We start from the raw sequence: 22,625 nt of genomic DNA on the forward strand, positions 1-22,625 counted from the left end.
GATTAGAAAATTGATTTAATTTTGTCGCATTACTTATTGCAATTCATCATATAAAAAAATTACTTACTATATTTGAAAAGAGGAGCCTATTATAGAGACTCCTCTTTCAAAATCAGAAATATGTATTAGCTTACTTAACAGTACGTTTAATGCCTAGAGCCTTATTGGAACCATCACAGCTGCAGCTACTACCACAACCAGAAGATTTCTTAGAACCAGAATCAGAGTCGCCACCACCACAGCCGCAGCCACCTTTACCAGACATTTGTTTATAAAATTTATTACCGATATAAGCTATTGCTAATACAACTATGAGTCCTATAACAAGATTATCCATTATTATGTCTCTTTCTCAATATCTACTAAATTACAATATGTGTCTTAGTGATAAACAAGATAAAAGCAACATCTAAAGGATATTTCCCTTTTCTCATTATCATTTAACCACGAATATTGATAATTATCAAGTATTATTTTTAAATCACTTATAACAAAATCGCATTTTTTTAATTCATTTTTGTTTAAAGAATCTAAAAGTGGCTAAATCCTTCTATTTAGCGACTCTAGATTAGAAACCTAATGCACGACCTATGTTATAGAAGATAAAACATGCAATCCATGCAAAGGTATTTTCATAGAAGAACATGAATGCAACCCATTTCCAAGAGCCTGTTTCACGTTTAATAACTGCCAACGTAGCCAAGCATGGAGGGTAGATCAAGATAAACAACATCATTGTCAAACCAATTAACGGAGTGAAGTGAGAATCGTTTTGTAAGTATTCAGTCAATGGTGCTGGATTTTCATCATCACCACCAACAGCGTAGATTGTACCTAATGTTGAGATAACAACCTCTTTAGCAGCTAAACCAGCCACAAGAGATACACCCATTTTCCAATCAAAGCCCAATGGTTCCAGAATTGGATTAATTGCTTTACCAAATGAAGCCGCATAAGATTGTTCCAACTTTTCAGAATTTTTTTCTTCATCAAGTTTTTGATTATCTACATCTAAGTTAGCACTGTTTTTATACATAGCCCATGCTGCAGGGAACAACTCTTTATTTTCATCTTTAATATCATTAAATAATTCAGGTGCTTCAGAATTTTCTTCTACCGCAACTTCAGGTTCATCTTCTTCTGCTTCTTTAGCCGCATCAGTAGCATCTTGTACTGTAGATTTCATATCTTCTACAATTTTATCAACTGCATCCTTTTGGTCATCTGTAGTAATACCAAATTGAGCTAAAGTAGCAGCATCTTTCATTTCATATTCCTGAGCTACTTGATCATGTAAAGCATCATAATCTTTGGAATATTCAACATCCATTGGATATGCAGTAATAAACCAAATCAAGATAGATGCTGCCATAATAAATGTACCAGCTTTAATAATGTACAATTTAGCACGTTCATACATATGCATCAAAGTAGCCTTCAATGTAGGCAAGTGATATGGTGGTAATTCCATTACGAATGGTTCTGCTTCACCAGCAAATAAGAACTTGCGGAAAATTTTTGCAAATATAACACCGAAAACAATGCCTAAGAAATATATTAATAATACGACTAATGTACTATCCCATCCATTTGGGAAAAAGGCATTAGCGAACAAAATATATACTGGTAAACGTGCAGAACAACTCATAAATGGTGTAATTAAGATTGTAACCATTCGGTCCTTATAGTTATCAAGAATACGAGCGCCCATTACGGATGGTACGGAACAACCAAAACCTAACAATAAAGGAATAAAAGATTTACCATGTAAACCACATGCGCGCATGACACGGTCAATAACGAAGGCTGCACGAGCCATGTATCCAGTATCTTCTAGGAAAGAAATACCAAGGAATAGCAAAAGAATTAATGGCAAGAAAGAAAGTACGGCACCTACACCGGCAATAATACCATCAGATATAAGTGACTGTAGTTGGCCCTCTGGAATAGTCTGAACTGCATACGCTTGCAATGCAGAAAAACCATCTTCAATCCAGCCTTGGGGAATACCACCAACGAAATTGACAAATGCAAATAATAGGTACATAACAATCATAAAGATTGGTAAACCCCAAATGCGGTGCGTTAAAATTTTATCATATCGATCGGAGCGTGTTTCCAATTGAGTTGGAGCTTGAGTCAAAGATTTATTATACACTTCAACAGCAAAGCGGTGACGATATTCTTGGAATACAATATCAAGATCGACTTGGTCTTTAATTTCTTCACGAATTGCTTCAGCTTTTTGAATAACGGCTTCCGTATTATCAAAACGCATAACCTTGCCAATAACATCAGCATCTTTTTCAAGTAATTTAATAGCTATCCAACGAAGTGGATAGGTGACAGTTCCAGATTTTTTAAGCTCTTCTACGAGTTCAGCAATTTTGCCTTCTAATAAATCGCCATAGTTAATTGTTACACCATGAGCTTGTTGAGATGCAGCAACACTGATTGTCGCTTCCAACAATTCTTTTGTACCAATATTAGTACGGCCAACAGTGCTAACAATGGTAGCACCAGTTAATTCAGACATCTTTTTGATATCATATTTGATACCCATTTCTTCAGCAACGTCAGACATGTTTAGGGCAATAACCATTGGTTTTTCAAGTTCTAATAATTGAGCCGCTAAATACAAGTTACGCTCCAAATTAGATGCATCAAGAACATTTACGATTACATCTGGGTTATCGTTAACAATAACATTACGCGCCACCAACTCATCCAAGGAACGTGCTGTTAAGCTATATGTACCTGGTAAGTCAATAAACATTAATTCATGACCATCAAAACTCGTATGGCCTTCTTTTTTCTCTACTGTAACACCTGGATAGTTACCCACGTGTTGCTTCGCCCCTGTGATATTGTTAAACATTGTAGTTTTACCACAATTTGGGTTACCTGCTAAGGCAATGCGAATTTGCCCATTTTCTGCCATGTGAACCTCCTATTGAACATCTACATCAATCATGCCAGCTTCGCTTGTACGAAGTGCTAATTCAAAGTTTTTTACTTTGATCTCCACCGGATCACCCAAAGGGGCAAACTTCATAACATGGATTTTTGTACCATGTACGAGACCCATGTCGATTAAACGATGCTTAACATTGCCACTGCCATGTAGTGCAACAATAAGACCAGACTCACCTGGCTTCATGTCTTTCAACTTTTTGATAGCCATACGACACCTCCTAATTATTGTACCTAACAACCTCATATTAACCACACAAAATAATAATGCGTATTAATATCTTAAATTATTATATCAAACTAAGTATTAATTTCAACAATTATTATCATTTTTATGATTATTTTTTATCTCATATCTATATTTTATTATCATATTTAATATGAGATTATTTATATAATTATCCAACAAAATGCTGAATACTAGCTGAAATTTAATATTTCATGGCTATATATTTAGATACAGTAATCAATAAACACTACAAAGATTATCATTTACAAACGCTTCCATATTCTCAATTAACAGTTTATAAATAGTTTAAATGTAGTTATTTTAATGTTTCCATTTCTCATTTCACTTAATTATATCAACATTCTTCTATATATTATCAAAAAAAAATATATTCGAGAGTACTATAATATTTTATTGAGTCTAGAGTATATTAAGACTATAAATCTTCCAAGTTCAATTCATTTGCCCCTAGTATGTGCATACTGTATAATTAATATAATATGTATTATAGAAAGGACAATCCATGAAATCTTTTAAATCTTTAGGTGTTTGTGATGAGCTCATCATAGCCCTACAAAAACAAGGTATCAAGGAGCCCACGCCAATTCAAGAACAATCCATTCCTGTCGTCTTTAAAGGGAATGATGTCATAGCAAAAGCTCAAACAGGCACGGGGAAGACGCTAGCCTTCTTACTGCCAATTTTACAACGTGTACATACTGATGTTCATCAAGAACAAGTGCTTATCATTGCACCTACACGGGAACTAATTAAACAAATTTCCGACGAAGCGAAGGGACTAGGTTCTATTTTAAATGTAGATATTCTCCCTCTCATCGGTGGTAAAACTATTGAAGCCCAACTACAGCAACTAGGACGTCGTCCTCAAGTTATTCTAGGTACACCTGGTCGATTATTAGATCACGCAAAACGCGGTTCCCTGCATTTAGATTGTATTCGCCGTGTTGTACTAGACGAAGCAGACCAAATGTTGCATATGGGTTTCTTACCAGATATTGAAAATCTCATTAGCCAAACAGACGCTAATAGGCAACTGTTGCTATTCTCTGCAACAATTCCAGATAAAATCCGAAATCTCGCAAAGGCATACATGTCTAAACCTATTTCTGTAACAGCAGAAGGCAAACATATCACGCTCGAATCAATTGATCAACGAGTGTATATGATGAATCCTGAAGAAAAAACACAACGTCTCATCAAAATGATTGAAGATGACAATCCATTCTTAGCTATTGTATTCTGTAATAAACGGGAAGGTGCCATTCGTTTATCCTACGAGTTAACCGCAGCAGGGCTTAATATTGCAGAAATGCACGGTGACTTGACACAAGGTCGTCGCACACAAATTCTACGAGACTTTGCAAAAGCTAAAACACAAATCTTAGTGGCTACCGATATTGCGGCTCGCGGTATCGACATTGAAGGTATCACACATATATATAATTACGACGTACCTCGCGATGTAGATTACTACATTCACCGTATTGGCCGTACAGGTCGTGCTGGCAACTCAGGTATTGCTGTAACATTTGCAACTCCACAAGATGAGGCTTGGTTAAGACGTATTGAACGAGCTATTCAAGCTACGCTTACCAAATATACAAAAGATGGTCAGATTAAGACTAAGGGCAACGCCAGTACTGCTCCGAAACGCACAAAATCAGTTAGTAAACCTAAGGTTACAAGCACTTACCAATCAACTAAGGCTAAAGCTCACAAGGCACGAGGTCACAAAGGCTCAAATACACGCCAACGCCGCGCTTCTACGTCTCAGACTGGGCGTCGTGGCAAACGCAGATAAAATTCAGCTTAATATCCTAAACTAAATGAAGAAATTTTTCTTCTACAAAAGCAGTTTTAAACAAAAAAGACGCGTACAGCTTAGCTGTGCGCGTCTTTTTATTATTACAATAAAAACAATCATTTCTAAGTAATGTTAGATTTGTTAACATAAATACTCGGTACCCCATCTACATCAGAACATTGGGTCTTACATTGAGATCGATTACTACAAATCCAGTTCGTTCGACCTCTCACCTCTTGTTTCACAAAGTAACCTACTTTACATCTAGGGCATTTATATTGTTTATCTTCATCAGATACTTCAATATTATCTTCAATACTAGAAACATCCCCTTCTACTGGCTGAGTATGTTTACAAGTAGGATAATTTGTACAGCCTAAAAAGGTACCAAATTTACCATTCCGCTGTTGCAAACGGCCCTTTTTACACTTAGGACATACAGGCAATGAAGACAAGTCTACGCTTTCATTATCCATAGGGCGTTTACGATTTTGGCTCGTTATAGTTCGAACCACATTTGGCATCATTTGATCAGAGTTTATTACTTTATCAAAATCAAGTTTATCAATTAATAATTGTAAAAACTTAATTTGATCCGCTAAGAAGGAATCTAACGTATCCGCTCCTTCACTCATGAGTGCTAAGCGTTCTTCCCAAATAGCTGTTTCATCAGGATAAACAAGTTCTTCTGGCAGAGCATCTACTAAGAGATAGCCCGTTTCCGTCGGAGATAAGACTTGCTTCTTCCCAGACGTTTTCATAAAGCCTCGACTGATAAGCTCATCAATGATGTTTGCCCGAGTTGCTTCTGTACCAATACCAGAAACGGCCTTTAATTGTTTTTTTAAGTCTTCATTTTTTACGAACTTATGAATTTCTTTCATCGCTTGTAGCAATGTGGACGGCGTAAAACGGGATGGTGGTTTCGTTTGTTTAGCCTCTACAGATGAATCCGTATATAATACAGTATCATTCTTTTTAACCGCTGGTAAGTGGTCCGCTTCTTCAACAACCTCTTTTTTAGGATCTGATTCAGCTCCACTCTCATCGGTTAAATCGGGCTCGTCATTGTCCGTCGTAGATTTAGACTTTTGCCGTTTATAAAGTAATTTCCAACCTTCTTCGATAACTACACGACCATTAGCTACAAACTCTTCCTTACATTGTTCTACTACAATTTTAGTTTGCTCGTAAATATGCTCCCTATAAAATTGAGCAATATAAGCTTGACTGATGAGGAAGTAAATATTTCGTTCCTCACGAGACAAGCTATTTATATTACAAGCCACTGTTGTAGGAATAATAGCATGATGGGCGGTAATTTTCTTTTCATTCCAAGCACGGCTCTTAATAGAACGATCTGCATCGGTAGCCCACTGTGCTAATCTCTCATCACCTGCATTTTGTAGATTGTTTAGGATTGCATTACGGTCACCATATTGATTTGGTGGTAAATATTCACAATCAGAACGCGGATAAGTAGTTAATTTCTTTTCATATAATTTCTGCGCTGTATCAAGCACAGTTTGTGGATCATAAGAAAAGGCTTTACCTGCCAGTACCTGTAAGGATGACAAAGATAACGGTAAACGCTGTACATCTTTCTTTTTGGATTTAGTAACAGCTTTAATAACACCATCAGGTCCACTTTGCAATTGTTCAACTAATGAATCAGCTATAGCCTTATTAATAAGACGACCATCAGGATCTAATCCTTTTTGCTCATCTGTCGGCTGCCAAGTGGACCAAAACACCCCATTCGGATGATTATATAAAACCTTTACAGTAAAATAATCTACCGGCTTAAAGGCTTCTAATTCACGTTCTCTACGAACAACTAACGCCAAGGTAGGGGTTTTAACACGACCAATTGGCAATGTTACCTTATTACCTTTATAACGTTCAGATAATGTATATGCCCGAGATAAATTCATCCCAATGAGCCAGTCTGCCCGCGCTCTTGCCAATGCAGATTGATATAGATTGTGAAAGTCCTTGTTATCTCTCAAATCATCAAGAGCGGAACGAATGGATTTTTCATCGAGGGCATTTAATAGAATACGCTGTACTGGTTTTGTATTACCTACATAGTACAAAACTTCGTCAACTAAAAGTTGCCCTTCTCGATCCGGGTCACCTGCGTTGACAATGATATCAGCCTTACCGATAAGATCTTTTACAATTTCAAACTGTTGACGGCTGCTATCTGTGACAAGCAATTTCCACTCATCTGGCACGATAGGCAAATCTTGAGGACGCCAACGAATATATTTATCATCGTAATCTCCAGGCTCAGCCTGATGCAATACATGACCTACTACCCAGGTCACCACATCATCACCTTGGATAAAATAACCATTCCGCTTTTGGATATTCTTATTTTCTGGTAAGCATTTACTGATTTCGCGAGCCATGGATGGCTTTTCTGCAATAAATAACCGCATGGTTCCCCTCCTTAACCTGAAGATAACGGCCAACCCCAAGCCGTTCTATGAAATCTCATTATACTACAATTTAGTGGTCATAACTAGAAAAATCATGTATAATTTTTACGATATATAGACTGTGAAAGTAGAACCTAAAGATTTATCTGCTTTCACAACATATTAATAGAGGTGAATCATGACATTTTTAGAAGAGGTACAACGTCGTCGTACGTTTGCTATCATATCTCACCCGGATGCGGGTAAAACAACATTAACGGAAAAATTACTATTATATGGTGGTGCTATTCACTTAGCCGGATCCGTAAAGTCACGTAAAACTGCAAAACACGCCGTATCTGACTGGATGGAGATCGAGAAACAACGTGGTATCTCTGTAACAAGTTCCGTGTTGCAATTTGACTACGATGGTTGTCGCGTAAACATCCTTGATACCCCTGGTCATCAAGACTTCTCTGAAGATACATACCGTACATTGATGGCTGCTGACAGTACTGTCATGCTTATCGACGTAGCAAAAGGCGTCGAAGCCCAAACAAAGAAACTATTTGCCGTATCAAAAGAGCGCGGTATTCCTATCTTTACATTTGTAAACAAAATTGACCATTTCGGTCGTAGCCCATTCGATCTAATGGAAGAAATCGAAAATGTTCTGGGCATTCGTACATGTCCTATGAACTGGCCTATCGGTATTAATGGCGAATACAAAGGCGTCTACGACAGAGAACACGAAACTATCGAGCTCTTTGCAAAAGACGAAACTCATGGTCAAGAAAAGTTAGCTTCCGAAAAAGGTTCATTAACAGATCCTCGTATGAAAGAGTTATTAGGTGACGATGTATACCAAGCATTACTCGACGATATTGAGTTGCTCGACGTTGCTGGCGATCCATTCGATTTTGATAAGGTTCGTGCTGGTGAATTAACACCTATGTTCTTTGGTTCTGCTATGACGAACTTCGGAGTAAAACCATTCTTAGAAAAATTCTTGGAACTAGCTCCATCCCCTGCTCCACGACAAGCGATAGAGGAAATAGTTCAACCTACTAGTGAAGACTTCTCTGCTCTAGTATTTAAAATCCAAGCTAATATGGACCCAAATCACCATGACCGCATCGTATTTATGCGTATTTGCTCTGGCAAATTCGAAAAAGGTATGTCCGTATTACATCGTCAATCTAATAAAACAATCCGTCTATCTCAGCCGCAACAATTCTTAGCTACGGAACGTACCATCGTGGAAGATGCGTATCCAGGCGATATTATTGGTGTTTTTGATGCAGGTACTATGGGAGTAGGCGATACACTTTGTGCACAAAAACACAAAGTAACTTTCGGTGACTTCCCTGTATTCCCACCGGAATTCTTTGCTCGCGTATCCCCGAAAGATACTATGAAACGTAAGCAATTCCAAAAGGGTATGACTCAATTGGCTCAAGAAGGGGCTGTTCAAATCTTTGAACAACCAGGTGCCCTTGATTCCTTCGTGGTCGGTGCCGTAGGAATGCTTCAATTTGAAGTTCTTGAGTACCGCCTCAAAAATGAATATGGCGTTGATTTATTAAATCATACATTGCCATATGGAGTAGCCCGTTGGATTGATGGCGAAATTGATATTGCATCATTAAAAGGTGTTGATAATGCGATGATTGTAAAAGATAACCGTAATCGCACCGTTGTTCTTATTTCCAATGAATGGCAAATGGGTTGGGTTCAAGAGCGTAATCCAGATGTAACATTCCTAACAACGCCTAAGTTGCATCATGAATTGTAGTTTTTATAATAGCTATAACTTCTAATTATTAAATTTGCCCATATAAACATTTTAGTTATACCCCAATATGTTGATATGGGTAAAATTTAATACATACAAAATTTAGAACATAAGTAAATTAAGGTTATATAAGAACTCTATAATTTAAAACTGGAATATATTTCATAGAATTATAAATTTGAGAAATATATTTCAGTTTATTTTTTTATAACAAGGAGGAAAATCACAGATATAAGTCGAATACATATAGTATGATTATGTATATATGTAATTTATGTTATTACTTTTTCATATTTATATGTATAATCATAAAATTATCATATTAATATTATTGGTTCTAATGTTGTTGTGAGTGTTGAAACGAAAAAATATAAGATTTTTATACGTTATATATTCTATAGTATTTTTCGACCATTCATGATACCATAAATATGGATTTATTTTAAAGGAGTGATTTTATGCCACTGATTGACTTATCTTTAGTCAACAATGTCTGGACCTTAAAACTGTCCATGATTCAAACTGTAGGTCTCGCTGTAATTACCTTGTTTATAGGTACTTGGATTAATAAACATTCCAAGTTTTTACAACGCATGTGTATGCCTGCACCGGCTGTAGGGGCCTTACCTTTTGCATTTTTAACTGCTATTTTGTCTTATTATAAGATTTTGAACATTACCTTCGAAGGATCCTTACAAACATTTTTAATGCTTGCCTTCTTTACCACTATCGGTTTGATGGCATCCTTAAAAGTCCTCAAAAAGGGCGGTATTTTTATTCTCTTCTTCTTCCTTGCTTGTGCGGTGTGGATTGTAGTACAAAACACTGCGGGTATTATGATTGCCAAAGCATTGGGAATTGAACCAATTATCGGCATCATGGCTGGCTCCGTTTCTATGATTGGCGGCCTTGGTACAGCTGGTGCCTTCGGTCCATATTATGAAGAATTACTTGGTATACCTGGCACAGCATCTGCTGCAGTTGCTGCTGCAACCTTTGGTATGGTAGCAGGTACAATCCTTGGTGCTCCTGTAGGTGAACGCATTATCAAAATACACAAAGTAAAAACACCTTATGAAAACCCTGAGTTAATGGAAGATAATGGCATCGACATGATCGAAGATCGCGTTGAGAGCGGTGGCAAACAATTTAACTCTCAAGATCTGTTAACGATTTGTATGTGGATTGGCCTTGCATTAGGTATCGGTACAATTGTAAGTGCTGGTTTATCCATTCTTACTCCACTACCGGCATACATCGGCTCAATGATTTGTGCCGCAGTAATTCGTAACTTTGGTGATTTTACTAAAGCATACAAAATCAACGATGCAGCTCTTGATGCAGTATCTAATGTAGCATTATCCTTATTCGTAACAATGGCTATCAACAGCTTAAAGTTAGTTCAATTAATTGATCTTGCTTTACCACTTATTACAATCTTAGTTGTACAAATGGGACTTATCTGTGTATTTGCATACCTTATTTACTTCCTCTTTGGTCGCAACTACGATGCAGTTATGCTTGGTTCCGGAGCTATCGGTTTCGGTTTAGGTGCTACACCAAACGCATTAGTTAACATGTTATCCTTAGCAAGTAAACACGGTCCATCTCCTCGTGCTTGGCTCGTAATTTCCTTAGTAGGTGCCTTCTTAATCGACTTTGCAAATGCTTTCCTCATTACAACCATGGCTGGCATTCTTTACTAACTAAAAAGGACTCATTTGGGTCCTTTTTTTATGAAAAAGAGCTTATTGAAATGATATTTTATCAGTCCAATAAGCTCTTTATGTATTATACTATTTGATTAAAGTCGCCCACGCGTTGGCTACATCGGCAAATTCTTGAAGGGTAAAGGTCTCACCTCTTCGTTGACCATCAATATTTGCTTTTGCTAATAACTCTTCAATTCTATCCCTTGTTAAGCCCGTTGTTTTCATCGTATTAGAGAATGTTTTACGGCGTTGCGCAAAACCTGCTTTCACAACGCGAAAGAATAGTTTCTCATCAATCACATCTACAGGTGGTTTATCACGCAATACACAACGGATAACAGAACTTGTCACCGCTGGAGCTGGCAAGAAAGATTTAGGTGGTACATCTAGAACAATATCTGGTTCCGTATAATACTGAACAGCAACAGATAATGCACCATAATCCTTTGTGCCCGGCTTTGCTACCATACGTAAAGCTACCTCTTTTTGCACCATCACAACGAGACGTTCAATAGGTAATTTACTTTCCAACAAAGACATAATAATAGGTGTTGTAATATAGTATGGCAAATTGGCAACTACTTTAAATGGTTTGTGATTCATAATCGTTGGAACATCAAGCTTTAACACATCGCCATGTATAATACGCACATTATCATAAGATGCCAATGTCGTATCTAGTACCTCTAATAAGCGACGATCCAGCTCGATAGCCGTTACATCTGCCCCACTTTGAGCTAAACCTTGTGTCAACGTACCAATACCAGGACCGACCTCTAGGACAGGTTCCCCTACGGTTAATTCCGCAGCATGTACAATTTCATCAACTATGCCTCGCTTAATAAGAAAATTTTGCCCTAGCTTTTTGCTCATTTTAATATCAAAGCGCTTACATATATAATGCACAACCTCTGGGCTTGCAATTACTGATTCTAACATCTTAACTCCTATTTTAACAATTTACTGCCTCTTCATAAGCATCTCGAGTTATACCATAATGATTTAAACGGTACAAAAATTGTTTACCATTACCGTATCCAATACCTAATTTAGCACCAATAACTGCTCGACGAGCCGCACTATCAGGCATACCAGACAGTCCGTGACGCACTAAGTCCACCATAGTAAATTCGTTGGATGATTCTAAAGACTCTACGTGTAATGTAAATAAAGCCTTTCTGATTGACTCAGGAGAGGCTTGTTCTATGCCAATATCATCATTTGCAAACGCTTCGTCGCGAGGGACAAAAGCATGTTGTGCCTTAGGGAATTTCTTCGTCAAGACACGTCGAATTCGTTCCCCTGCCGTATCAGGATCCGTTAATATGATAATGCCACGCTTTTCATAGGCAACGCGAATCATATCGATAACACCTTTTCGAAGAGTGAAACCTTCTGTAGCAATACAATCAGCCTCTACAGCTTGAGCGATACGCTGGATATCAGATTTTCCTTCTACGACAATGACTTGTTTTAGCATAAATCCTCCTTTTATTCTATTAGTACATTGTAACATATATATAACATTGCTTAAATACTTATAATCGAGTAGTATTAATAGTGTAATATATAAAAGGAGGCCAATCATGACCTTACAACAATTAAAATATGTAACAACAATTGCCAATATAGGCAGCATTAGCGAAGCTGCCAAGAGATTATTTGTGTCTCAACCAAGCCTTACCAAAGCTATTAAAGAACTAGAGAAAGAAATGGGCATCACCATTTTCGATCGTACTAATAAAGGAATTACCGTATCTAAAGAAGGGGAACGCTTCCTCGGCTATGCGCGTCAAGTACTGGAGCAAGCAGCCCTTTTAGAGGAGCAATATAAAAGCCAAAGCGGTGGTAAAAAACAATTCTCCGTGTCTACCCAACACTATTCCTTTGCAGTCAATGCCTTTGTAGAGCTTTTAAAAGGCGCTGGAATCGACCAATACGATGTATCCTTACGAGAAACACAAACCTATGAAATCATCGATGACGTAGCTCATATGAAGAGTGAAATTGGTTTGCTCTATTATAATGATTTCAACCGTCCTGTATTGGAAAAACTGATTCATACTAATGAATTAACCTTTACAGAATTATTTACGGCCCATCCTCATATCTTTATTGGTAAAACACATCCATTAGCCCATAAAGAGGTAGTCTCTATGGACGAATTAGAGGAATATCCATATATTTCCTTTGAACAAGGCGATCATAATTCCTTCTACTTCTCTGAAGAAATCTTCAGTACTGTAGTACGCCCAAAACATATCCGTGTTCGAGATAGAGCATCTTTATTTAGTTTACTGCTTGGCCTTGATGGATATACGGTATCTAGTGGTGTAATCGATAAAGAGGTAAATGGTGAAAACATCATTTCAGTACCACTTGCCGAAGAAGGTTTAATGCACATCGGCTATATTACTAATAATAAAATGCAACGCAGCCGTTTGGGTCAAGAATATATCCATGCCCTAGAACAATACGTTAGAAATTACGGTAGACATATTCAATTACCGAAAGACAAAAAATAATTATATATCATATTATTTATAGAACTATACAACAATACTGTTCATTTTAGATGTATCAGATAATCTATAAAGAAGGCACTCTCTAAAAAGAGAGTGCCTTCTTGGGTATAATTTAAAGCATAAAATTACTTATAGACATAACTTCAAGCTATATATAACTCAAGCATATTGATATTTTTATATATAATCATACTTAGCTATAATAAATCTATCGAAATTATCGGTTTTACCGTTTATATAAGGAGGATTATTATGGCTAAACATACAGCACCATTCCACTTTGATATCGTAGGTTCTTTCCTACGTCCTGAAGAATTAAAAAAAGCACGCGAAGCTTTCAATAATGGAAATATTACTAGAGAAGAATTAACAGCCGTTGAAGATCGTCTCATTACAGACCTCATTCAAAAACAAAAAACGGCTGGTCTACCAGTGATTACAGATGGTGAATTCCGCCGTGCCTATTGGCATCTAGATTTCATGTGGGGATTTAACGGCGTAAAAGAAATTGAACTGGAACACGGTTACAAATTTGTCGATCAAGAAACAGCGCCAGGTTCCCTCGCCCTTACTGGCAAAATTATGGGAACAAAACACCCATTCGTTGAGCATTTCAAATTTGTAAAACAATTTGAAGACGAAAATACTACGGCGCGTCAAACAATCCCAGCCCCCTCCCAATTCTTAGCTGAATTATTTCGTGAGAATAACGGCATTACAACACGCTCCTTCTACCCTGATTTAGAAGAACTCATTCAAGATATTGCAGCTGCCTATCGCCAAGTGATTAAAGACCTCTATGATGCAGGTTGCCGGAACATTCAATTCGATGATTGTACTTGGGGTATGTGCTGTGATCACGCTTACTGGACAGGTCGCCAAAAGGATAAAAGCGTAACCATCGAAGGAGAAACTGCTAAATATTTACGTTTAAATAACTTGGCACTCGAAGGTCGCCCTAAAGATTTAGCATTTACTACACATGTATGTCGTGGTAATTACAACTCTACCTGGGCTGCTAGCGGTGGTTACGAACCTATCGCCCCTATTCTATTTGCCAAAGAAAATGTAGACGCTTATTACTTAGAATTTGATGATGATCGCTCCGGAGGTTTTGAGCCATTGCGCGAAATTTCTCCTAATAAAAAGGTTGTATTAGGCCTTATAACATCTAAACGCCCAGGGTTAGAAGATAAAGAAGGCATCAAAGAACGTATCAAAGAAGCAACAAAATATATCCCCCTCGAAAGACTTTGCTTATCCCCTCAATGTGGCTTTGCATCCTGTGAAATCGGAAACCAATTAACCGAGAAAGAACAATGGGCTAAGCTAGCATTAGTTAAGGAAATAGCTCAAGAAGTATGGGGTGATTAAATGAATGAACATACTATATATTTAGGTGGCGGTTGTTTCTGGGGTCTTCAGGGGTATATCAGAAAAATCTCCGGTGTCTTTTCTACTGAAGTAGGCTATGCTAATGGTCCTACAGAGAATCCAAGTTATGAAGATGTATGCCACAATAGTGGCCACGTAGAAGCTCTCAAGGTTACTTACGATGCTGATATACTATCTTTAGACCACTTAATTCAATATTTCCTACGCGCTATCGATCCATTTAGCGTTAATAAACAAGGTGGTGATGTAGGCATTCAATATCGTACGGGTATTTATTATACTAATCCAACAGATAAGGCCGTTATTGAAAGCACCTTAGCTCGTGCTCAATCCTTTGAAGGCAAACCATTTGCTATTGAAGTATTACCTTTAGAAAACTACTACTCTGCTGAGGAATACCATCAAGATTACTTAGACAAAAATCCTAATGGCTATTGTCACATTCCATTAGATTTATCTGATGAACCACTCATCGATGACAATGCATATACTAAACCTTCCCAGGAAGATTTAAAGGCTTTAACGCCACAAGAATTTGAAGTAACTCAAAACTCTGCTACTGATGCACCTTTCAGCCATGAACTAACAGCTGAGTTCAAAGCAGGTATCTATGTTGATATTACAACTGGAGAACCCCTTTTTGTATCAGCCCATAAATTCGATTCTCATTGTGGCTGGCCTAGCTTTACTAAGCCAATAGCTAAAGATGTTATCAAATATTACCAAGATGACTCACATGGTATGAATCGCATAGAAGTTCGTAGCCGCATTGGTAATGCTCATTTAGGTCATGTATTTGAAGATGGGCCTAATGGCTCTCTTCGTTACTGTATCAATGGATCTGCTTTAAAATTTATTCCTAAAGAAGAATTAAAAGGTACCAAATACGAATACTTAATTCCATATATTGAGGACTAGTTAAAATGAAAGGACGCCATACATATGTAAGGCGTCCTTTTATTATATTAATCCAAAACGTACACTGTAACGTCTTGACGACCAAAGTCCATAGCCTCACCATAAGAGTCCATTACAAGGTCGATTTTATTACCTACTATAGCACCACCTGTATCGGCAGCAATAGCTTCACCGTAACCAGGAATAAATAAACGTGTTCCCAATGGAATAACATCTGGGTCAACTGCAGCAATGCCACGTACTGCAGGTACGCCCGTAGCTGTAATACCAGCACCATCACCATCGCCAGCAAGATAAGCAGATGCTTCCATTACGATAGCGCGAGACGCACGACCCGCCACATTACGAGATGTAGTCACCTCACGAGTGCCCTCTTTAATAATTGTAGGTACCATTGCACGTTGTGTTACTTTAGATACGTCATTAGTTTTAATAACTGTACCATTACTATATAGTGTTTCACGTTGTACTCGTTCTAAACCAGGTTGACCAACTTGAACAACCTCTTCTTCACCCTTAGCCATAGTATCATCTTTTTGACGAACGACTTCAACAGCAACTTCTTGATCTACTGTAGATAGAGAGCGACTTGTTACTTGAGCAATTGTTATACGTGTACCACTTAAAATAGATCCATTTTCGTCGCCCACTACTACATAGTTAGGCACTTTGAACCCAAGCTCATTAGCAACACCTTGAGCAGTTGTTTCTGTAGTGAATACAGCTCTTGTTTTACCATTTACAGTTACATAAACTGGAATAGCACGAACAACCGTTAATGTTGTTCCATTTTGAACTGTAGATGAACTAGAAATAACTTTATCCTTTGGATTTAACTTAACCCCAGCATCACGTACAATGCCTTCGTTAGAATTTAAATGCGTTCTAACAGTGTGTGCTGCACCATCTACCATAACGGTAACGGTTTTATCATTGTAGGAAAAACCGGTCATAGTTACAGCTGTTACAATCAATCCGGCAACAACAGACGAAATATATCGCTTGTGTGTCTTATGAATTCTCATGTTGTAATCCCTCCTGTAATGGTATTATTCTACTACAGATAGATACAACCTGTCAAACGCAGCAAGTTAACAATAAGGAAAAAATCTTTATAAATACTGAATTTATAGCACTATGTATTTTGTTTTTTTTAATGAAAGTCCACTGTATGCGTACATATTGATATTTTTAAATACTATACAATATATTCCGAATTGTGTACATATATACAATACTAATACCACATATAGTATATATAGATTTTTTATTACTAAATTTGTATTTTTATGTGTTTTTCAATTGTTACCAATATTTTCTACAACACTCAAAACTTCACTTTAATCTCATTCTCAAATGTATAAGAATGAAAAAAAGCCCATATAATGGGCTTTTTATATGTTATGTAATTGTATTAAAATTCATTACCTAATGCATTGATTTTTCTTCATTATTTATTCATCTTTAGCATTGGTTGTAACCGTTCAATGACGGTCATTGACTCTCTGTGTTCATGCTCAATAGCAGCTTTCATTAGCTCCTCTTGAGCAGATATAGGATTTTCTCGATCATTGATTTTATGATACGAACCATCTGCTCTCATGAAATGAGCTTTTAATGTATCATCTAAGTATAAATCTAAAATACTTTTTACCCGTTCTTTATGACGTTTATCTTCAATAGGAACCATAAGCTCTACACGTTCATTCAAATTTCGAGGCATCCAATCCGCACTAGATAGGTACAGACTTTCATTCCCTCCATTACGGAAGTAGAACAAACGATGATGTTCAAGAAAACGCCCAACAATAGAGCGTACTGTGATATTATCACTAACACCGGCAATGCCAGGTCGAAGCGTACAAATACCACGCACAATTAAATCTATACGAACACCAACCGAAGAAGCTTCATACAACTTGGCAATGACCTTTTTATCGAGCAAAGAATTCATCTTACAGATGATATAGGCTTCTTCCCCGTTTTTGGCAAACTCAATTTCACGATCAATGAGTTCCATGATTTTTTCACGTAAATTTAAAGGCGCTACAATAAACTTATTCCAAATCGGTGGGTCAGAATATCCAGAAATCAAGTTAAAGAAACGAGATGCATCATCGCCATACTCATCATTACAAGTGAATATACCACAGTCAGTATACATACGAGCTGTTTTACCATTATAATTGCCCGTTGCAAGATGGACGTACCGCCTAATACCATCCATTTCCCGGCGTACCACCATGGTAATTTTAGAGTGAGTCTTAAGACCTTTTAAACCATAAATAACATGACACCCCGCTTTTTCGAGTCGTCGAGCCATATGAATATTGTTTTCTTCATCAAACCGTGCCTTAACCTCCATAAGCACGGTTACTTGTTTTCCATTATCTGCCGCTTTTATTAAGGACGCAATAATCGGAGAGTCCCCACTAACACGATATAATGTTTGTTTAATGGCCAATACATCAGGATCTATAGCTGCTTGTGCAATAAATTGCTCAACCACAGCAAAAGATTCAAAGGGATGATGAACAAAAAGATCTTGCTTCCCGATAATAGAAAATAAGCTATCACCTTCATAATCAACTAATTCACTAGGAATCTTAGGATCAAACGGTTCATATCGGAGCTTATCATAACCAGGATAATTACAGAAATCAAAATACATACGGCAATCTAAATGTCCATCAATGCGATATACGTCCTTTTGCTCTAATTCTACACTTGTAAGGACAAAGTCTAATAAGTGATCCTTTATCTCTCCACAAACCTCAAGACGTACCGCATCACCACGACGGCGACGCCGCAAGGATGCCTCTACTTCAGATAGCAAATCTGTTGCTTCTTCCTCATCTATTTCAAGGTCTGCATCACGAGTAATACGGAAAACCATATAATCTTCAATGCCGTAACCTTGGAAGAATTGATTTGCATAATAAGTAATGACATCTTCTAGATAAACAAATCGATGTTCCTTATTACCTTGGCTCGGAACTTCAATGATTCGATCTAATACAGATGGTATTGGCAAGATAGCAATCTTGTAATCCTTAGTCCCATCATCTTGTATTTGAAAGATACGTACAATTGCATTAATAGTATGATTCGTTAAAAATGGGAATGGATGCCCCGAATCAACAGCCAATGGTGTTACTACGGGGTAGATATGTTCTTCAAAATAATGGCGTAACCAAGCTTTTGTTTTTACGTCTAGCTCATCAGGATGTGTAAAGAAAAAACCATAACTTTCTAGTTCAGTCAAAACATTATTTAAATACGTACTTTGCATAGCAACAAGGCGTTGTACAGATTCATCTATCGCCTTTAATTGTGCCTTTGCATCCATATGAGCCGCATCATATTTAACAATGCCATTCACAACTTGATGACGTAAACCAGCCACGCGAATCATAAAGAACTCATCTAAATTAGAACTAGCAATAGCAATAAAACGCAATCGCTCCAACAGCGGAGTATTTGTATCTATGGACTCTAATAGTACACGCTGATTAAATTTTAGCCAAGATAATTCACGATTAAAATAATATTTAGCATTACTGAACATGGCGGTCACCTCCTCTTACAAGCATGAGTTCCATACCAAATACTTCTGTAAAATACTCGGAATCGCGACTAAATGTCCACCATTCTAGAGAAATGTCTTCATTAGTGCGGCAGAATACATACAATACATTATCCCGTTCTTCTAAGGTAATATCCGATATTTTTTGATTGCTACCTGCATCAAGCGCACAAGCCACACGAATGATAGCTACTAACTTTGTAACTTGAATCTTTTGTAATTCCGTCAAGGAATTAAAATATGTATCATCATCAGACGGAGTTCCCTTATAGTGATAAAACACAACATTTGCTACCACTTGTTTTTCTTCTTCTGAAAGCCCAAAAATATCTGTGCCCATCACAATATGATACGCATGCTCTCCATGGTTTCGTAAATTAACAAACTTGCCTACAGAACATAATATAGCTGCAATGCGGCATAAATAACCCCACCGCTCCGGTAAACCTTTATGGCGTAATGTTTTACAGAATAAAGAACTGAAACGTTCCACCTCAGCATCATGAATGCTGTCAGTATGATATCTAGCGGCAACAGCACGAGCTAATTGAGCATTTTGCTCACGCAATTGATACATAAAAGGATTATTTTCCGCCTCAACGCCATAGAACCAGCTTATTCCTTGAGAGAAGGAGAAGCTACTAAAAATCAACGATTTAGGCTCTATAGCTGTTATAATTTCATTAAATAAAATCATAGTAGGCATCAAAATATTCGCCTTATATTCAGGTAGTTTATATCGATTGATCAACTTAGTGGCCGTTACACCATCAAAGGATTTGATGAACCCCTTAAAACGTTCTGGTTCAATAGTAATAATATTATCCTTATTACTGCCATCTCCCATGAGGCGCGCCATATATTGAGCTTCATCGCCTGATAAAATGACACTATTAATATTAAAGGTCTTAAGCTCTTCCCGCAATGGGCCTATCATGCGATGTAAATACTCGGTAATAGCCATTGGAAACGATGTAGAGGAACGTTGGTTGCGATTAAAAGATTCCATAACACGCAAAGATCCGCTATGCATATTGCGCTGGAATAATAAGCTTTCACCACGCCAAACGGTTAAACCTACACCACCAGAAGTGATATCAAGAAATAATGTTGCCTTTGTAGGATCCGTCAAGCGGTACTGATTAGTCATCTTGTAGTATAGCAAGGCATATTTGTAATACACCTCTTTAGGCATGTCGATAACCGCAACACGCATACCTGTTTGAATATAAATTTGGTCGAGAATACTACGACGATTAGCGGCTTCACGTATTACAGTAGTGCCATATAATCTAGAGCGACTCACACCGTAATCAGCCATTAATTGTTTATATCCCTTTAAGATATGACAAATTTCCTCAATTGTTTCAAAACTCAAACGAGAGGTTTGGAATAATTCTTCCCCAAAGGTTACCTCCCTAGCTGCATAATCTATAACGCGTACATCATCGATGCCCTTGTATTCTAAAATAGTAATACTCATGCTACTGGAGCCTACATGTAGCACTGCATATCGTAACGCCTTTGGTAATGTCATTATGCCTCCTTACGAGCTTCCTTCCACTCTATTTCTAATGTTTTCTTAAATTCTTTTTTGAAAGATTTTCCTAATTTCTCTACAGCCGCTTTTGTTACACTTATATCGCGACCGTTCAAATAGGTTACTACTAATTGTACGCTAGTATATTTTAGATTCACGGATAAATGGCGAATAAATTGTTCATGACTTTCATCAAGAGCTTCAGCTAAGGCCAGAATAATAGATATTTTTTGTCCCAACAAACGCTGCTCTTGATCTAATAATTTACCGTATAAGAAGTTTTTATACTCTTTTGGTGTCAAACCATGAGAGTTCATAACAAGGAACGCACTAAAAGCTTGTTCAACATGAGAAAGCCCATATAAATTACTATTGACAAGCATATAGCAGCCATGGCGGGCATGACTATAATAGTTAATCCGTTTACCAATATCATGTAATAAACTAGCAGCAATCAAACAACGTCTTGTATTTTTATCAGCTCTATGAAGTGGCTCTAATACATCATACAGTTTAATAGCTAAACCTGTAATATATTTAGCATGAACTAACTCATGTTTAGTCATACCTAACAAGACATTCTCTGCAGAATGTACTAAAATATCATCAATAATAGAGTTACCACCTAAGTAGTGCTCTCCATAATAGTCGTAAAATAAGCCTTCACGCAGACCACAACCACCAACAACGAGTGTTTTAGTATTTACGTAGTTAAATAATTCTTCTACGATAGTGAGACCTGCAATAATGATATCAGCGCGCTCCGATGATAAACCACTAATCTTTTTGCGTTCCTCTAGAGATTTACCTTTTACTTCTTCCAAAATCTCATGGAATCTATGATGTGGAATTTCATAATTATGTAGCTTTGTAATAGGATAAGATAACTTGCGTTGATCCATTTTAGCAATATTACGAGCAGTACCTCCGATACCAAGGAGCGGTAATTTCACATTGCGAAGCCATGTATGTTCCTTAATCGTTTTCTTCACAACTTTCGTCAGTTTATCAAGTTCTTTAGGAGTATATTCATCTCCCTTTTGATAAGTACCTGTTAAGGTAAGGGCCCCTATCGGCAAGCTCACTGATTTTGTAATATGACGATTTCGTACAAGGGTTATCTCTGTACTAGCACCACCTAAATCAAAAATAATAAAATCCTTAAGTCCAATAGTATTGATAACGCCTAGAAAGCCCATGCGAGCCTCTTCTTCACCAGCAATACATTCTAAATCCAAACCCGTTCGTTCTTTTACGGATTTAATAAAAGCATCCCCATTTTTAGCCAGACGTACTGCCGCCGTAGCAACAGCTTTAATCGTATCTACCTCCATTGCATCAGCCATGTGTACAAAACCTTTTAGAGCACGCAAGGAGCGTTCTATGGCTTCTTCGGTCAATTCGTGAGTTCCCCACATATTCTCGCTAAGACGTACACTTTCTTTTTCTTGATATATCAGTCGATAACTACCAGTCTTAGAAATTTCATATATGACAAAACGAACTGAGTTCGATCCTAAATCTATAAATGCAATACGTTTCATGTTGCTATCCTCATTTTACTTCTGTTCAGTCTAAATATACTTTAGTATACCATAGAAAAACGCGATTCTCACCGATAAGAGAGAACCGCGTTTTATGATTTATAATTCTAATTTAGTTTTATCATGTTTTCTAATACTTTGTACGCAAAATCTTAGTCAT

Annotated in this window: 16 protein-coding genes; 6 read left to right on the forward strand and 10 right to left on the reverse strand. The window is 37.3% G+C overall.

Going from position 1 to position 22,625, the window contains the following annotated elements; translation table 11 throughout:
* Window positions 1–130: 130 nt before the first annotated feature.
* The 3 genes from Q7O55_RS06965 to Q7O55_RS06975 form a co-directional block, all read right to left on the reverse strand.
* The gene (locus Q7O55_RS06965) at window positions 131–337 is read right to left on the reverse strand and encodes a FeoB-associated Cys-rich membrane protein (RefSeq protein WP_303929397.1); all 207 of its coding nucleotides are present in this window, start codon (window positions 335–337) and stop codon (window positions 131–133) included.
* A gap of 231 nt (window positions 338–568) precedes the next feature.
* The gene (feoB, locus tag Q7O55_RS06970) at window positions 569–2,941 is read right to left on the reverse strand and encodes a ferrous iron transport protein B (RefSeq protein ID WP_303929399.1); all 2,373 of its coding nucleotides are present in this window, start codon (window positions 2,939–2,941) and stop codon (window positions 569–571) included.
* 9 nt (window positions 2,942–2,950) lie between these two features.
* A complete protein-coding gene (locus Q7O55_RS06975; protein WP_021147945.1) occupies window positions 2,951–3,184 on the reverse strand; it encodes a FeoA family protein in 234 nt (77 codons plus the stop codon).
* A 541-nt stretch (window positions 3,185–3,725) separates the two neighbouring features.
* On the opposite strand from Q7O55_RS06975, the gene Q7O55_RS06980 reads away from it, so the two are divergent.
* A complete protein-coding gene (locus Q7O55_RS06980) occupies window positions 3,726–5,024 on the forward strand; it encodes a DEAD/DEAH box helicase (protein WP_303929400.1) in 1,299 nt (432 codons plus the stop codon).
* A 125-nt stretch (window positions 5,025–5,149) separates the two neighbouring features.
* On the opposite strand, the gene Q7O55_RS06985 is transcribed toward Q7O55_RS06980, so the two are convergent.
* Window positions 5,150–7,471, reverse strand: a complete 2,322-nt coding sequence (locus Q7O55_RS06985; protein WP_303929401.1) for a DNA topoisomerase 3 — start codon at window positions 7,469–7,471, stop codon at window positions 5,150–5,152.
* Between the two features lie 178 nt (window positions 7,472–7,649).
* Between Q7O55_RS06985 and Q7O55_RS06990 the strand changes: the two genes are divergently transcribed.
* Both Q7O55_RS06990 and Q7O55_RS06995 read left to right on the forward strand, forming a co-directional pair.
* Window positions 7,650–9,245, forward strand: a complete 1,596-nt coding sequence (locus Q7O55_RS06990; protein WP_303929403.1) for a peptide chain release factor 3 — start codon at window positions 7,650–7,652, stop codon at window positions 9,243–9,245.
* Between the two features lie 458 nt (window positions 9,246–9,703).
* Window positions 9,704–10,951, forward strand: a complete 1,248-nt coding sequence (locus Q7O55_RS06995; protein ID WP_303929404.1) for a sodium/glutamate symporter — start codon at window positions 9,704–9,706, stop codon at window positions 10,949–10,951.
* Window positions 10,952–11,041: 90 nt separating this feature from the next.
* Here Q7O55_RS06995 and rsmA read toward each other — a convergent pair whose 3' ends face one another.
* The gene (gene rsmA, locus Q7O55_RS07000) at window positions 11,042–11,896 is read right to left on the reverse strand and encodes a 16S rRNA (adenine(1518)-N(6)/adenine(1519)-N(6))-dimethyltransferase RsmA (protein ID WP_278472428.1); all 855 of its coding nucleotides are present in this window, start codon (window positions 11,894–11,896) and stop codon (window positions 11,042–11,044) included.
* Window positions 11,897–11,909: 13 nt separating this feature from the next.
* Window positions 11,910–12,437 carry a ribonuclease M5 gene (gene rnmV, locus Q7O55_RS07005; protein ID WP_303929405.1) on the reverse strand — a complete coding sequence of 176 codons (528 nt, stop codon included), beginning with the start codon at window positions 12,435–12,437 and terminating at the stop codon, window positions 11,910–11,912.
* 106 nt (window positions 12,438–12,543) lie between these two features.
* Between rnmV and Q7O55_RS07010 the strand changes: the two genes are divergently transcribed.
* The 3 genes from Q7O55_RS07010 (at window position 12,544) to msrB (ending at window position 15,795) form a co-directional block, all read left to right on the forward strand.
* Entirely contained in the window at window positions 12,544–13,482 is a 939-nt protein-coding gene (locus tag Q7O55_RS07010; protein ID WP_303929407.1) for a LysR family transcriptional regulator, read from the forward strand.
* Window positions 13,483–13,734: 252 nt separating this feature from the next.
* The gene (locus Q7O55_RS07015; RefSeq protein ID WP_303929408.1) at window positions 13,735–14,856 is read left to right on the forward strand and encodes a 5-methyltetrahydropteroyltriglutamate--homocysteine S-methyltransferase; all 1,122 of its coding nucleotides are present in this window, start codon (window positions 13,735–13,737) and stop codon (window positions 14,854–14,856) included.
* Window positions 14,857–15,795 (forward strand): peptide-methionine (R)-S-oxide reductase MsrB, encoded by a 939-nt coding sequence (gene msrB, locus Q7O55_RS07020; protein WP_303929409.1) that lies wholly within the window; start codon window positions 14,857–14,859, stop codon window positions 15,793–15,795.
* 47 nt (window positions 15,796–15,842) lie between these two features.
* On the opposite strand, the gene Q7O55_RS07025 is transcribed toward msrB, so the two are convergent.
* From Q7O55_RS07025 to ppx, 4 genes are all read right to left on the reverse strand, one after another.
* A complete protein-coding gene (locus Q7O55_RS07025) occupies window positions 15,843–16,820 on the reverse strand; it encodes a 3D domain-containing protein (RefSeq protein WP_303929411.1) in 978 nt (325 codons plus the stop codon).
* Window positions 16,821–17,245: 425 nt separating this feature from the next.
* The gene (ppk1, locus tag Q7O55_RS07030; protein WP_303929413.1) at window positions 17,246–19,363 is read right to left on the reverse strand and encodes a polyphosphate kinase 1; all 2,118 of its coding nucleotides are present in this window, start codon (window positions 19,361–19,363) and stop codon (window positions 17,246–17,248) included.
* Window positions 19,353–20,918, reverse strand: a complete 1,566-nt coding sequence (locus Q7O55_RS07035; protein WP_303929415.1) for a Ppx/GppA phosphatase family protein — start codon at window positions 20,916–20,918, stop codon at window positions 19,353–19,355. The genes ppk1 and Q7O55_RS07035 overlap by 11 nt, the downstream gene beginning before the upstream one ends.
* Window positions 20,918–22,465 carry an exopolyphosphatase gene (ppx, locus tag Q7O55_RS07040; RefSeq protein WP_303929417.1) on the reverse strand — a complete coding sequence of 516 codons (1,548 nt, stop codon included), beginning with the start codon at window positions 22,463–22,465 and terminating at the stop codon, window positions 20,918–20,920. The genes Q7O55_RS07035 and ppx overlap by 1 nt, the downstream gene beginning before the upstream one ends.
* Between the last annotated feature and the right edge of the window lie 160 nt (window positions 22,466–22,625).

Origin of the sequence: Veillonella parvula (genome assembly GCF_945949885.1) — a bacterium.
Classification (GTDB): domain Bacteria; phylum Bacillota; class Negativicutes; order Veillonellales; family Veillonellaceae; genus Veillonella; species Veillonella parvula_B.